This is a genomic window from Myxococcus xanthus (assembly GCF_006402735.1).
In the GTDB taxonomy this organism is placed as follows: Bacteria; Myxococcota; Myxococcia; order Myxococcales; family Myxococcaceae; genus Myxococcus; species Myxococcus xanthus_A.
Map to the genome: position 1 here is coordinate 8,497,908 of NZ_CP017174.1, position 14,187 is coordinate 8,512,094.

General features: G+C 70.8%; 13 protein-coding genes. 9 read left to right on the plus strand and 4 right to left on the minus strand.

Annotation, left to right across the window (positions count from 1 at the left end; genetic code table 11):
- Positions 1-143: 143 nt before the first annotated feature.
- From BHS09_RS35045 to BHS09_RS35060, 4 genes are all read left to right on the plus strand, one after another.
- On the plus strand, positions 144-815 hold the full coding sequence (locus BHS09_RS35045; RefSeq protein WP_140800220.1) for a DUF5819 family protein: 672 nt from the start codon (positions 144-146) through the stop codon (positions 813-815).
- Positions 816-830: 15 nt separating this feature from the next.
- On the plus strand, positions 831-1,820 hold the full coding sequence (locus BHS09_RS35050; RefSeq protein ID WP_140800221.1) for an HTTM domain-containing protein: 990 nt from the start codon (positions 831-833) through the stop codon (positions 1,818-1,820).
- A 218-nt stretch (positions 1,821-2,038) separates the two neighbouring features.
- Positions 2,039-4,546, plus strand: a complete 2,508-nt coding sequence (locus BHS09_RS35055; protein ID WP_140800222.1) for a carboxypeptidase-like regulatory domain-containing protein — start codon at positions 2,039-2,041, stop codon at positions 4,544-4,546.
- Between the two features lie 101 nt (positions 4,547-4,647).
- On the plus strand, positions 4,648-6,108 hold the full coding sequence (locus BHS09_RS35060) for a serine hydrolase domain-containing protein (RefSeq protein WP_161605194.1): 1,461 nt from the start codon (positions 4,648-4,650) through the stop codon (positions 6,106-6,108).
- A gap of 9 nt (positions 6,109-6,117) precedes the next feature.
- Here BHS09_RS35060 and BHS09_RS35065 read toward each other — a convergent pair whose 3' ends face one another.
- A complete protein-coding gene (locus BHS09_RS35065; RefSeq protein ID WP_140800224.1) occupies positions 6,118-6,537 on the minus strand; it encodes a thiol-disulfide oxidoreductase DCC family protein in 420 nt (139 codons plus the stop codon).
- A 98-nt stretch (positions 6,538-6,635) separates the two neighbouring features.
- On the minus strand, positions 6,636-8,723 hold the full coding sequence (locus BHS09_RS35070; protein WP_140800225.1) for a prolyl oligopeptidase family serine peptidase: 2,088 nt from the start codon (positions 8,721-8,723) through the stop codon (positions 6,636-6,638).
- A gap of 235 nt (positions 8,724-8,958) precedes the next feature.
- On the opposite strand from BHS09_RS35070, the gene BHS09_RS35075 reads away from it, so the two are divergent.
- The 3 genes from BHS09_RS35075 (at position 8,959) to BHS09_RS35085 (ending at position 11,204) form a co-directional block, all read left to right on the plus strand.
- On the plus strand, positions 8,959-9,192 hold the full coding sequence (locus tag BHS09_RS35075; RefSeq protein ID WP_140800226.1) for a hypothetical protein: 234 nt from the start codon (positions 8,959-8,961) through the stop codon (positions 9,190-9,192).
- Between the two features lie 11 nt (positions 9,193-9,203).
- The gene (locus BHS09_RS35080; RefSeq protein ID WP_140800227.1) at positions 9,204-9,935 is read left to right on the plus strand and encodes a 2OG-Fe dioxygenase family protein; all 732 of its coding nucleotides are present in this window, start codon (positions 9,204-9,206) and stop codon (positions 9,933-9,935) included.
- A 156-nt stretch (positions 9,936-10,091) separates the two neighbouring features.
- On the plus strand, positions 10,092-11,204 hold the full coding sequence (locus BHS09_RS35085; protein WP_237080018.1) for an acyltransferase family protein: 1,113 nt from the start codon (positions 10,092-10,094) through the stop codon (positions 11,202-11,204).
- 6 nt (positions 11,205-11,210) lie between these two features.
- On the opposite strand, the gene BHS09_RS35090 is transcribed toward BHS09_RS35085, so the two are convergent.
- Entirely contained in the window at positions 11,211-11,717 is a 507-nt protein-coding gene (locus tag BHS09_RS35090; protein ID WP_140800228.1) for a hypothetical protein, read from the minus strand.
- A 36-nt stretch (positions 11,718-11,753) separates the two neighbouring features.
- On the opposite strand from BHS09_RS35090, the gene BHS09_RS35095 reads away from it, so the two are divergent.
- Positions 11,754-12,002 (plus strand): hypothetical protein, encoded by a 249-nt coding sequence (locus tag BHS09_RS35095; RefSeq protein ID WP_020477966.1) that lies wholly within the window; start codon positions 11,754-11,756, stop codon positions 12,000-12,002.
- A 3-nt stretch (positions 12,003-12,005) separates the two neighbouring features.
- Here BHS09_RS35095 and BHS09_RS35100 read toward each other — a convergent pair whose 3' ends face one another.
- Complete coding sequence (locus BHS09_RS35100) at positions 12,006-13,391, minus strand: bifunctional lysylphosphatidylglycerol flippase/synthetase MprF (protein WP_140800229.1); 1,386 nt, start codon at positions 13,389-13,391, stop codon at positions 12,006-12,008.
- Positions 13,392-13,601: 210 nt separating this feature from the next.
- Here BHS09_RS35100 and BHS09_RS35105 point away from each other — a divergent pair, with 210 nt between their 5' ends.
- Positions 13,602-14,180, plus strand: coding sequence for a Wss1p-related putative metallopeptidase (locus BHS09_RS35105; protein ID WP_140795714.1), 579 nt, complete (start codon positions 13,602-13,604; stop codon positions 14,178-14,180).
- Positions 14,181-14,187 lie beyond the last annotated feature (7 nt).

Genomic DNA, 14,187 nt, shown 5'->3' on the forward strand with positions numbered 1-14,187 from the left:
CGAAGTAATCCCACGAGGCGTGGTCAGCCCTAGCGTGTGCTGACCGCACCCCGCGTCGATGGTGCTCCAGTCATCTGGAGCACCATCCTCGTGGACATGAGTCGAGTCTCAAGCACGCCTCACCCCGAGCTGAGAACACCGCCATGAAACAACAGCGAACCTGGCCATTGGCGCTCGCCTTCGCCGCGGCGTGTATCACGCTGGGGGTCCACTTCGGATTCACCCTGCTGGACGTGTTGCCGGCCAACCCCATCAACGTGAGGCTGCGGCCCATCGTCGACGCCTACATGCAGCCCGCCTTTTCGCAGCACTGGGGCCTGTTCGCGCCCAACCCGCCCTACGAATCCAAGATGGTGCTGGTCAGCTGCCGGGTGCGGGGAGCGGACGGGAGCATCGAGGAGACGCCGGTCGTGAATGTCAGCCTGCGCCTCCAAGAGATGAACCGCTCGTTGCGGCTGACGCCCGCGACCTACCTGATGCGCTCTCAGGTCGGCCCGCTGCCTGTCTTGTTCCTGCGCAAGTCGGACCTGGAGCGGCGCATTGAGGACAAGGCGCTGCCGGAGCTCGATGTCCTACGCAAGAACTATCAGGAGCACCGGGACCAATCCTACCGCAAGGGACAGGTGCTGATAACGCGCGTGGCCTCCGCCGAGTGCCGCCGCCTCTATCCGAACCAGGAGGTGGTCGAAGTGCGCCCCATGGCGATGCTGGAGTCCGTGCCCAAGTACTCGCAGCGCTACATGGAGTCACCGACGCTCGAGCACCGCCCCTTCGACTTGGGCTGGCAGCCCTACGTGCAGGTCGCGCCCCTCTAACCCAGAGCCTCCGTCATGACCTCCCGTGCTCGCTTCGAGGACTTCCTCAGGCAAATCTCCGTCCCGCGAATGCGCGTGGGCGCGTCCCTCTTCCGCGTCGTCTCCGGCAGCGCGTCACTGTACTTCCTGATGACGTGCCTTCCCTACCGGCACTACTTCTTCGGGCCGAACGGCATCTACCCGAAGGACCAGTCAGCGCCAGCGCCCGCCCTGCTGTCGATCTTCAACTACGTCACCACCCCGCTCGCCCTCGACGCGCTCTACCTCCTGACCTGCGCGGTGGCCCTCACCTGGACCCTGGGCACAGCCACCCGGTGGCTCACGCCCGTCCACGCCGTCCTCATGACGTCGCTGTTCAACCGCAACCCGGCCCTCGCCGACGGCGGCGACAACGTCTTTCGCATCGTCATCTGGTTCGCCTGCTTCGCGATGCTCGAGGGCGCCCGCAACAAGGATGGCACGGAGAAGTCCCACGAGCCCTCCGTGGCGGGACTGCTCCACAACGCAGCCATCCTCGCCATGGCCGCGCAGATCGCCATCGTCTACATGTCCGCCGGCCTCACCAAGGTGCTCGGCCCGAGCTGGCGTGACGGCACCGCGCTCTACTACTCGCTGACGGCGCACGAATACCGGATGGGCGGTATCTCCGACTTCATCCGTCGCAACAGCGGCATCGTGCTGCTCGGCACGTACACGACCGTCTTCTTCCAGGTGCTCTTCCCGGCGCTGGTGGTGGCCAACAAATGGACGCGCCGCTTCGCGGTGGCGTGCGGCCTGTTCTTCCATCTGGCCATCGCGGGCACGATGAACCTCCTCACCTTCGCGGCCCAGATGCTCGCGGTCGACCTGTTGCTGCTGACCGACGGTGAGTATGCCTGGATGAAGCGCGTTGCCCAGCAATGGCTGGCTCGGCTGCGCCTCATGGTGGCGCCCACCGTGGCGGGCCCACCCGCGAGCACCGCACAAGCCGCCACGCCAGGCGCCTCCGAGGGCGACCCTCCATGAAGCACGGCATCCTGGAGGGGAAGGAAGCCCCCCACACAGGTGCCCTTCTTCGCCGACGAGCGCCCAGCCTTCGGCTCAACCCACTCCCCCGGCGTCCCGCTCAACCGCGGAGCTCCTGAGCGCGCCCCCCTGGGCAACGGACGCTCCGCGTGCCGACCGCCACCCCTGAGGGTGCTCCAGGCAGACGCCTGGGCCCCCCTTCGCCTCAAGGCAGGGCCATGAAACCTTCACCAGGACGCGTCGCGCTCGGCGTCGCGCTACTCATCGCCGCGGGGCTCGTCGTCTGGAGTCTCTCCGACGCGCCCCCCTCCCCCGAGGCGCGACTCACCGCGGAGACCGGGCGGTCCACCCCGCCCGTCAGCGCTTCCACAGCCAGGCCCTCGCGCGTCGGCGCCGCCCCCTCCATGCCAAGCGCGCCCGGCGACGAGCCCACGCCCGAGCTGGAGGACGCGCTCCTGGAGGGGACTGTCGTCAGCGCGGACGGCGCCCATGTGCCAGGGTGCCAGGTCCGGGTGGAGCAGGCGGGCGACGCGATGAACGAGGTCAGCGACGAGCAGGGGCGCTTCCGCTTCATCGTCGCGACACAGCGGGACCTGAGCCTCTCGGCGGATTGCGGCTCGCAGGCCAGCCCGCAGGTGAGCATGCGCCTGGACGCCGACCGGCAAGTCACGTTGCGGCTGGCGCCGACCCGGGGGCTGCGCGTCATCGTGCGCACCCAGCGCGACGACAGCCCGCTGCCTGGCGCGAGCGTCCAGTTGCTACAAGCGGGCACCCCGGAGGAGGTGGCGCTCGCTGACGACACCGGGCTGGCCACGCTTCGCAGCGCAGCCTTCGCCGACCGGCTGCGCGTCTCCGCCCGGGGTCACGTGACGCAGGAGGTCCCCCCACGCGGCTGGGGCGAGGCGCAGGCGGACACCGCGCCCCTCGTCGTGCGCCTGGCGACCTCTGCCGCGCTCACCGTGGAGGTGCTGGACGCGCGGGGCGCTCCCGCGCGCGGGGCGACGGTGCGGTTGACCCCCAGGCTCGGCATCCGCGGCGACACGCGCTCACGCGAGACAGGAGCGGATGGGACTGTCACCTGGGATGACCTGCCGCGGAGCACCTTCGAGGTCGAGGCGCAGCATCCCGAGCTGGGCCTGGGGCGCGCCCCCGCGCTGAGCTGGACCGGCGCACGCGCAGAGAAGCTCCAACTGAGGCTGGGCAGCGGCCCGGCCATCGCCGGGCGGGTAATGGACGTCACGCGTGCGCCCATTCCGGACGCCACCGTCGTGCTCAAACGGCGCGTGGAGTTCGGCGCCAGCCCCGAGCTCACCGTGCGCACGGACCCCTACGGCCAGTTCCGAGTGGCGGGCGTGGTCGCTGGCGCCTACCTGGCCTACGCCCGCAAGGAGGAGCTGTCCTCCACACTCCTCACCGTTCAAGGGGGCGACGAGGGCGTCGAGCTGACGCTCCAGGAGGCGCGCGACATCGAGGGGCACGTCGTCACCCGCACGGGCCAGAATGTCCCCCGCGCCGCGCTCGTGCTCCGCACCACCGGAGGCCACACCGTGATGGAGGGCCAGGCGGATGAGCGGGGACGCTTCCGCCTGCGAGGGCTCGGCGAGGGCCGCTTCGAGCTGTCCGCGACCCGCGCCTCCGGCGGCGGACTCGTGACGAAGAGCGTCTCAGCGGGAGACAAGGTCATCCTGGAGGTCCCTGAGGTGGGCGCGTTGTACGGCCGCGTCCGGACCACCGACAACCGCGCCCTCACCTCCGTCATGGTGAGCTTCGTGTCCCACGGCGAGCGCGTCGCGCAGGTGCTGGGGGGCGGGTCGTTCCACGTCGCGGGCGTCCCCTCCGGCAACGTGGTGTTGGAGGTGCGGGCGCCGGGCTACGCCGCGGCGCCGCTGCGCACCGCCGTGGTGGTGGAGGGCCGCGAGTCGGACGCGGGCGAGTTCCTCCTCACGCCAGGCGGAACGCTGGAAGGCATGGTGGTGGACCCAAGCGGCCAGCCCGTCCCGGACGCCACCGTTCACGCCGGTAGCCGGCTCATTGGCTCTGCTTACTCGCTCGTGTCCGAGGACGCCGCCATCCTGGGGCAGACGGCCTCCGCGCGCACGGACGTCCAGGGCCAGTTCCGGCTGGGGAACCTGCCCGCCGATGCACGGGTCCTGGCCGCGGAGCACCCCACGCTCGGCCGCAGCGCGCCCACGCCGCTGAGCGGCACGGAGCCCGTGCTGAAGCTGCTGGCCACCGGCCGCATCGCGGGGACGGTCCAGTTGGGGGGACAGCCCACCGCGGGCCTGCTCATCAGCGTCATGCTCAGCAGTTCGACGACGGCTCAGTTGATGGCCACGACCGACGCGAGCGGGGCGTTCCATATCGAGGGCATCCCTGAGGGTGAGCACATGGCGGGGGTGAGCCTCATCCGCAACGGCACGTCCAGCACGCGCTCGCTCAACAAGGTGCGCATCGCCGCGGGGCAGACCACCCGGATGGACCTGTCCCTCCCCATGGGAGAGGGCTCCATCCACGTCATCTACCGCGACGCCCGCCCCGGCGAGGAGCCCCTGCGCGTCAGCATCGCCGGCCCCACGATGGACTCCCGGCTGCTCTCCGCCGACGGGAGCACGACGTTCTCCGGCCTCGCTCCCGGCTCCTACAGCATATGCCTCCTGGTGACCCCGACCACGCCGCGCTGCAACCCCGTCACGGTCAGCGAGCGCGCCGAGGAAGTCGTCTTCTGACGCCTCGGAGCGCCGGCCTGAGGGCGCGAGCCCGCGCCGCGAGCCTGCTGTTTCCGTGGCGGCTGGGCGTCGCGTGCCTCGCCCTGCTGCCGGGGCAGGCCTTGGCCACGCACGGCGCGGAGCCCCTCCCCCAGCGGCTCCAGGCCTTCGTGGACCAGACATCCCTGTCCGGCGTCGTCTGCGCCTTCGACGACACGGGCACGCTCGCCGTGGCGAAGCGGGGCGTGGCCGACGCGAGGACCCAGGCGGCGCTCACCGAGGACTCGCTCTTCCGCGTCGGCTCGCTGTCGAAGATGGTGGTGGCGCTCGCGCTGCTCCGCATGGCGGAGCGGGGAGAGTTCGACCTGGGTGACACCGTGGCTCCAGCGCTGACCCGGGTGCTGGGCGCGGCGCCAGCGGACACCGAGCGGCTGCCCACCCATGACGAGCTGCTGCACCACACCTCCGGGCTGAAGGACCCGCCCCCGCTGTGGCTGCCCTATCTACTGGGAGAGGACCGCCGCGTGAGCACCGCGCGGGAACTGCTGCCCCTGGGCCTGCGACTGGCGAAGGCCGCCCCTCCAGGCGAGCGATTCAGGTACGCGAACCTCAACTACGCGCTGCTGGGCGAGGCGCTGCGCCTGCGCACGAGGACGACGCTCGAAGCCGCGCTCCAGGCGCAGCTCCTCGCGCCGCTCGGCCTGCGAGACATCGGCGTGAGCCCGGACGAGGCGCAGCGCGCCCGGTTGAGCCAGGGGCACTTCTCCCTGCTGGGGCGGCTTGTCACGCGCGAGGCGCTGCTGGGCACGGAGGCGGACGCCTTCCGGGACACCGCGGCCTCCGGGAACCTCTTCGCATCATGTGGTGACCTCGCGGTGCTGCTGCGCGCCGCCTTCTGGGGGCCCCTCTTCGAGCAGGAGGAGACGCGGCGTCAGTGGCTGCGCCCCGCCCTGGAGAACTACGCTGGGGGCGTCGTCGTTCGTGTGGAGGAGAGCCGCGCGCGGGCAGGTCACGCGGGCGCGGTGCCAGGCTTCACCAGCTTCTTTGAAGTCCACCCCGAGGCCCGCCGGGGCTTCATCGTGCTGAGCAACCTCGACCTGTCCGCCGGCGACCCGGCGGCCCTCTCCCGCCCGCTTCGGCGGCTCGTGCTGGGGGACTCCGAGCCCACCGCCACCGAGCCCAGCGCGCGCCATGCCCCGCTGCTCGGACCGCTGCGCCTGGGACTTCACGCGGCGCTCGCCCCTACTCCCTTCGGGAGGATGGCGCAGACGCTCATCGCCGCGGGGCTCCTGGTCCACCTGCTGCGCAAGCGGGGCCGCTCCCGCGTCGAGGCGTTGACGGAGTCGCTCGGCGTGGTCGCTCTCGGCTTGACGCTGGGCGCGCTCACGGAGATGTCGCTGGGGATGCGCGGGGCCGTGCTCGCGGCACTCGGGCTCGGGGCCGCGGTGATGCTCCAGCGCGCGGCGCCCACCCCGTGGCTGCCCCCACGACGCTCACAACGGCTCTCCGCCGCGCTGAGCCTGGCCCTGGTCGTGGCCTGCCTCGCCGTCGGCGTCTACTGGAGCTGGCTCCCGTTCGCGTAGCGGGGCAGCTCAGAGGAAGCGGGCGCGCAGCTCCGGCGTGGGCATGCGGCAGGAGTCGGCCTTGCCGAACATGCGGTAGCGGTTGCGCGCCACGAGCCGGTAGACGGCGTCACGCAGCACGCGGGGCACCACCATGAAGGCGTAGAGCAGCACCCAGCCCCCGCCCAACCGCCGCGCGATGCGCAGGGCCGCCGTGGAACGCTCGTAGACCTCGCCGTCCTCCACGAGGATGAAGCTCTGGGGCTCCACCTCCGGGACACGCCCCAACGGAGCCAGCAGCGCCGCGGCCTGCTCGGATTGGAGCGCGGCGAAGTGGAAGTAGGAGCTCGGGTCCCTGTCGATGATGAAGTTCACCGCGCCATTGCAGAGGTTGCAGACCCCATCGAAGAGCACCACCGCGCCTGCCTGCTTCGCGTTCGCCGCGTCCATCGCACAGCCTCCGTTCCAAGGCTGAATATAGGCGAATGTCAGGCCCTGATGTACGGCGGCAGCGGGGCTCCCCACACACCACTGCCAGGCACCTGACTTCAGTCCATCAACTGCCGCGACAAGTAGACGTGGTGCAACGCCCACCGGCGCGCGTTGAGCATCGGGTCCGAGTCGTTGGAGTGCCCGCCGTCGGTGTTCTCGTAATACAGGTACGGCAGCCCCATGGCCTCCAGGCGCGCCGCGAACTTGCGCGCGTGGCCCGGGTGGACGCGGTCATCCTTCGTGTTCGTGGTGATGTACGGCGCGGGGTAGCGCACGCCCTCGCGGAGGTTCTGGTAGGCGGAGTACTTCGAAATGAACGCCGCGTCCCCGGGCACCTCCGGATTGCCGAACTCCCCCACCCACGACGCGCCCGCTGGCAGCAGGTGGTAGCGCATCATGTCGATGAGCGGGCTTTCGATGACAGCCGCGTTGAACAGGTCCGGACGCTGCGTCATCGCCACGCTGGTGAGGACACCGCCGTTGGAGCGGCCGTAGATGCCCATGTGGCGCGGGGAGCTGACCTTCCTCCGCACCAGGTCTTCCATCACCGCCGCGAAGTCGTCGAACGCGCGCTGGCGGTGCTCCCGCAGGGCCGCCTGGTGCCAGCGCGGACCGAACTCGCCTCCGCCCCGGATGTTGGCGACGACGTAGGCCCCGCCGCGCTCCATCCACAACTTGCCCTCCTCCGGCAGGTAGACGGGCGGCTTGGACACCTGGAAGCCGCCATAGCCATACACCAGCGTCGGCAGCGTGCCGTCGAGCTTCCGCGCCTTCGGCCGCACCAGGAAGTACGGAATCCGGGTGCCGTCCTTCGACTTCGCCCAGGACTGGTCCACCTGGAGCTTCGAGGCATCGAAGCGCGCGGGCAACGACTTCACCTTCTTCACCGTGCCCGCCTTCGCATCCGCCAGCCACAGCGACGTCGGCGCGAGGAAGCCCTGGGACTTCACGAAGAAGCGGTCATGCGATGACGACGTCACCGTGATGGCGACCGAGGCGTTCTTCGGCAGCGCCAGCCGTTTGCGGCTCCAACGGTTCTTCCCCGGCGTGTAGACATCCAGCGCGCCCTTCACGTCCTCATAGAGGCTCACCAGCACCTGGCCCCGCGTCGCCGCCACCGATTCGATGGCCTGCCGCGCTCCCGGCTGGAAGAGCAGCGTGGGCTTCGCCTTCGCTGGGTCCGCTTTCAGCGCGGCCAACGGGTACGCCAACAGCGCGCCCTGCTTGAAGCGGCCCCAGTCCTCTTCAATCGTGAAGACGACCTGCCCGTCCACGAAGGCGTGGAGCGAGGACTTTCGGGGAAACGGGAGCCGCACGGGCGCCGCGTCTCCCAGCAGGTAGTACTCCGACTCGAAGAAGGTCACCGCGCGGTTGACCAGCACCGCCCGCAGCGCGCCGTCCGCGTCCCGCAACAGGACGGGAGACGCGGAGACGTCGGTGCGCTCACCCCGGAAGGACTCCTGCGCCTCCGACAGCGGCGTGCCGCGCTTCCAACGTTTGAGCACGAAGGGATAGCCCGACTCCGTGAGCGTGTCCCCGCCCCAGTCGCGCCCCACCAGCAGCGTGTCCAAGTCCAGCCAGGATGCGGACAGCTTGCCCTCCGGGACCTGGAAACCGCCTTCCACGAAGTGCTTCGCGGCGGCGTCGAACTCGCGCAACTCGACGGCGTCCTTGCCTCCGTTGGACAGGGAGACGAGGCAGCGCTGGTCCGCGGGAGGCAGGCAGTTGCTGCCCTTCCAAATCCAGTTGGCCTTCTCGGCCTTCGCCAGCGCGTCCACGTCCAGCACCGTCTCCCACGGTGTCTGGGCGCGCGTGTAGCCGTCCAGCGAGGTGTGCCGCCAGATGCCTCGGGGGTTGCCGCGGTCCTGCCAGAAGTTGTCCACGCCGCCAGCCCGGAAGCCGGGTGAGGGAATGCGGTCGGTGGAGGTGAGCAGTTCGAGCGCCTGGGCGTGGAAGGTCTCGAAGCGCGGGTCCTTCTCCAACACCGCGAGCGTCCGCGCGTTCTGTGCGCGAACCCATTCGAGTGCCTTCTCGCCCTGGACCTCCTCGAGCCACAGAAAGGGGTCCTGGGGTGGGGCCTCGGCCGTCGCCACGGAGGAGGTCAACAACCCGGTCAGCAACGACGCCACGTACGCCCTTCTCATGTCCTCATCTCCCGATGCCCGAGGTGCCCCCCCAACAGACCGAGCCGCCGCTCATTCCCCCGACCATAACGCCTGTGCCACGGCGGCCGTGCTGGCGGGGCCGCGAGCGCCCGTCGCGCGCGCATCGCATCGGGACTGGCGGTGATGGCCTGCAAGGGAGTATGGGTCCCGCCACATACGCCCCCGGAACGGCCGGCTCCGCGCGTGGTGACCTCAGGAGTGGAAGCAGGTGGTGATGACAGGCCCCAGCGACAAGGGAGAGCGGCTCTGGCCGTGGGTGCGCGCGGCGGGAGGAGGCCCCACGCTGCCGCTCTTCCAGCGCCTTGGCGACCGCGTCACCTGCGGCGTGGAGGATGGCTTCACTGTGTGCGTTCCCTCCCGGGACAGCGACTTCCGCGAGGCCTTGAAGCGCGCGCCTCCGGCTCCCTTCCTCCAGCCCCTCCCCGCTTCCGCGGGCCCGTCTCCCTGAGTCCGACGCCCATGAGCTTCCAGCCCCCCGTCACCCCCGCGTCCGAAGTCCCCACGGCCCTCAGCGGGCATGGCTACGCCGTGCTCACCCGCGACGGCCTCTGCGAGCTCGCAGGCATCGACTCGCCCGCGCTGGACGCACTGCGGCCATCCTGGAACGAGCTGCCGCTGGATGGCTTCCTCCGGGATGGTGGCCGCTACCGCTCACGACGGCACTCCTGCTTCATCGTGGACGGCGCCTCGGTGACGCAGGTGCCTCACCGCGCGCACTGGCAGCCCGTGGAATACAACGCGCTTCACGGCGGCATGGAGCGCTGGTTCGAGCCCGTGCAGCCCGACATCGTGTCCCAGCCGGTGTGGGCGGGGCTGATTCGCGGCATCGCCGCGTGCTGCTCCCAGCTCAAGGGCGAGCGCCCCTGGTACGTCGAGGCCCACCAGTTCCGCATCGACACCACCGACGGTATCGGCCGGCCCACACCCGAGGGCGCGCACCGGGATGGCGTGGACTTCGTGGCGGTGCTGCTCGTGGGCCGCGAGGGCATCAAGGGCGGTGAGACGCGCGTCTTCGAAGGCGACGGTCCCAACGGCCTGCGCTTCACGCTGACGGAGCCCTGGTCCGCGCTGCTGCTGGATGATGAGCGCGTGATTCACGAGAGCACGCCCATCCAACCGCAGGGAGACACCGGCTACCGGGACACGCTGGTACTCACGTTCCGGGCCGGGGGGTTCCAGGGCCCCGCGTAGCGTCCGGGAGCGCCGCTGCTCGCTCCAGGACACGTGCATCTCCGGTCCACGTGCTTGCCTGACACACGCGCGCGGGCGAGCGGGGTGCGTGCGTTGACTATCGGCCAGAGGCTGTCCTGGCACATCATCCTGCGTTACACCGGCAGGGGCGTTGTCGTGAACGTCCGCTTCGCGGTGGCCGAAACGGAGCTCCCCCTCCCGTTCAGCCTCGAGATGGGCTTCTCTACTGAGGTTGTGACGACCGCTGGCCGCATCCCGCTGTTCGAGAACGTGCGAGGCATCCTCATCACCCTGGTGGTGATGGGGCATGCGCTCGAGCCCCTGCTCGGCCGGGAGCCGCTCGCGAAGGCGCTCTACTCCGGCCTGTACCTGTTCCACATCCCCGCCTTCGCGTTCCTCTCCGGCCACCTGTCCCGCGCGGACAGCGGGCCCCGTGCGCTGAGCGCCATCGCCTGGGGGCAGCTCGCGCCGCTGGCCGTGTTCCAGGTGCTGTACGTCACCTTCGACGCGTGGGTGCTCGGCCGGGGCTGGAGTTCCCACTGGCTGGTGCAGCCGTATTGGCTGCTGTGGTTCCTGCTGAGCCTCGGGTGCTGGCGGCTGATGCTGCCCCTGCTCCTCCGCCTGCCCAAGCCGCTGATGTGGGCCGTAGCGCTGGCGCTCGTCGCGGGCCTGCTCCCCTGGGTGGGCTACCTGTTCGGCCTGTCGCGGACGTTCGTGTTCCTGCCCTGCTTCGTCGCCGGTCACCTGACGCGAAGGGAGTGGCTGCTGGCCCCTCGAAACACCCGAGGCTGGCGCTTCGTGCTCGCGGCGTCCCTGGCCGTGGGCCTGGGCGCATGCATCGGGGCGGTGGCCATGGGTGCCCTGCCCGCGCCCGCGCCACAGTGGCTCTACGGGAGCAGCGGCTACGCGGTGCTCGGTGCCACGGCGCTCACAGGCATGGCGGCGCGCGCGGCGCTCTTCTGCGGTGCACTGGCGCTGACATGGGCACTCTTCACGCTCAGCCCGCGTCAGGAAAGCACGCTCACGCGGCTGGGTGGACGGAGCCTGGCGCCATTCCTCCTGCACGGCTTCGTCGTGCGAGCCGCCGAGCACGTGGGCGCGTACGCGTTCCTCCAGGGGCCCGTGGGCGTCGCCCTCGCGCTGGGCGCGGGGGCGCTGCTCACCGTGCTGCTGGGCCAGCCTTCCGTCGTCCAGGCCACGCGCCCGCTGTGGGAGCCTCGGCGGCTCTTCCAGCGGAAGCGTGACGCCGTGCCGGGCCTGGGGCGCTGAGCGGGCCTACTTCTTCCCGGAGTCCAGCTTCACGCCCTCGCGCTTGGCGTAGATGTACGCCTCCACGGCGCGCATCCGCGGGTCACCATCCGCCAGCGGCCTGCCGCGCGCCGGGTTCTCGATGCACCCGTTGATCATGTCGCGCACCAGCGCCACGCGGCCCAACTGCACCTGGTATGCGGTGAGCGCCTTCGAGTCGTCGGTGAGGAAGCGGTCGAACCGGGCGTTGCCGGAGTACAGCGTGCGCTCGAAAGCGGCGATGCCGTCGCCAGGTCGTCGACGTTCACCTCGCTGCCGAAGACCCTCTGGAAGTCCCTCATGTACTCCGGCTGGAACGGACAGCTTCCACAGCACCGCGGACACGCCCGGTGGCAGGTCGGCGGGCGGAGGCGCCGCTTCCTTCGCGGCCGCGGGGAATCGAGACGCCGGGCCAAGCCAGCTCTTTCCAGAAACCACCACTATTCCCGCGCCGCGGTCCAGATTGTGTTCGCCCTTGCGTGGGCTGCCGAACATCCCGGGCGCGTGCATCTTTCGCGAAAGGAGGGCGTCATGTGGGACCCAGGAGAGCTGCGCGAGGGCATGGCCGTGAGGGACGAGCACGGGCGGAGGCTCGGCACGGTGGTGCATATCGGAGACACGCACTTCGAGCTGGAGCAGGGCTGGCCGCCCAGCCGCGACTTCATGGTGAGCTTCCACCTGGTGGCGCGGGTGGACCATGGTGAGGTGTTCCTCCACCCCGGCCATGGCGCCACCGTCCCCACGGAGGACGAGATGCCCGACAGCGGCGCGTACATCTGACGGCTAGCGTCCGGGCAGGCGCAGGTCGCGGGAGCTGAAGAGCAACCCGGACGCCGTCGCTGGCGCGAGCACGGCCAGGGCGATGATGGCCCCGTCCAGCGGGCTCCGGGCGAGCGGCACGTTGTAGGTGACGGCCTGGACGAACGTCAGACACGCGTCCGCCGCCGTCAGCCCGCCCAGCACCGTGGCCAGGGAGTCCCGCCAACGCCGCACCAACGAGAAGAGCCCCACCGTCAGGCCCACGTCGAACACCACCCACGCCCACTGCACCTGGACGGACGGGAACCAGCGCGCCGTGGAGGGCAGCGCCAGCAGCGCGGTCCACGGAACGAGCAGCACGGCGAGCGCGTGCACCAGCAGGCGCGGACGCCGCAGCAGCGTGGCGATGCCGAAGCGCAACAGGCCGCCCTGCGCGAAGGCCCGCAGCGCGTCGTACACCGCCGCCAGCCCACCCCGGGGCTCAGGATAGGACAGATGGATGGGCACCCAGGCGTCGGGGCGGAACTTCCCCTTGAAGGCGCGCAGGCCCTCGAAATCGAAGAGCGGCCGGCCGCACGCCCGCGCCAGTCGCAGCCATGGCCGCACGGGCCCCGCGAGCGGCGCCAGTCCCAGCGTCACGTAGCGCCGCCCGGTGGCGGTGGCCGCGCGCATGGCCGCGTCCACCAGCGCCTCCGCGGTGCCATTGGGCGCCTCCGGGTCCCGGAGCAGGTCCTGGAGGAACCAGCCTTCGCGGGCATACACGGGCGACACCGACAGGAAGCCCACCACCTCGCCCTCCACCTCCGCGACGAAGGCATGCCGCTCGCTCGCGAAGGCGTGGGGACGAAGCTGGACCAGGAAGCCCATGGGCGCCATGCGACGGGACGCCAGCCAGCGCGCCTTGAGCAACTCCACCGCTCGCCGCGTGGGGTGCAGCGGGTCTCCCAGCTCCGTGACGGGCACCTCGCGGACCTTCACGCCTCGCACGCGAGCGCGGCGAAGCTGCTCACGCAGGCTGCGGCTGCCCCGCACCACGTCGTCCCAGTGGGCCGGGTCCCAGACGGGCTGCTCGCCGATGGGCAACGACGCCATGGGGGCCAGCTCCATGAAGCGCGGCTCGGTGGCGAAGAAGCACACGCGCCGGTCCACTGCTCGCGCGGCCACGCGGAAGCCCTCCGCCACCGAAGCCAGCCGCTCCGGCGCGGCGATGGGCGCCCCGGCCGCCACCCAGGCACCGCCCGTGTCCACGTACGCCACGCACGCGTCGCCCGCCGGGTCGAACCAGTACCGGAAGCCGGGCTGCAGCACCTGGAACGAGGTGGCGTTCCAACCGTACCGGCGCAGCAGCGCCAGCACCTGCTCGCGTGGCTCCGGGCAAGCCGGGGCCTTCTCTTGAGAACGTCCTTCCACGCGCGGTAGAAGGTATGTGCCCCGCCCCGTGGACGGCAAACGAGAACACCGCCGCGCGACTGGGTCATCGTCAGCAACACGGTGGCCCGCTCCGGCCTCGCCCTGCCCCAGCTCACCCAGCCCTTCCCCAGGCTGGGCGGCGCGCTGGAGGCCGGCGGCCTGTAGCCAGCAGCGGGCGCGGGTGGGAAGCTTGTGCCGGACCGGCGCACCGTGACCTTCGCCTACTACGACACCCTCACCCCCGCCCAGCAGCGCGTCTACCGGATGAGTGACTCGGTGAGCGCGCTCCGGCTCCGCGAGCCGCGGACGCTGGAGCCCCTGGTGGCCGCGCTGCGCGAAGCCCTGGCCACGGGCCGGCAACCGGAGACCGAGCACGCCACCGCCCGGCTGAGCGACGCCCTCTGCGAGCGGCTGGACCTGTTCGCGCCGCGGGTGGAGGTGCTGGAGGTCCGCCCCTCCTCCACCACCGGCGAGCTGCACGGCATGTACACCCTGGAGCGGGGCCGTCGCCCTCGCATCCAGCTGTGGATGCGGACCGCGAAGCACGCGCGGGTGGTGGCCTTCCGCACCTACCTGCGCACCCTGCTGCACGAGCTGTGTCACCACCTGGACTTTCTTCTGCTGGAGCTGCCAGCTTCCTTCCACACGGAAGGCTTCTTCCAGCGGGAATCCAGCCTCTTCCACCAGCTGGTGCCCCGCCCGGCCCGGCCACGGCGTTCCGGGGCCAGGAAGGGTGTGACGGCGGACACCCCTGACATAAGTCCAGGCAGGCGGCGGCGCGGAGGCTAGATTCCGC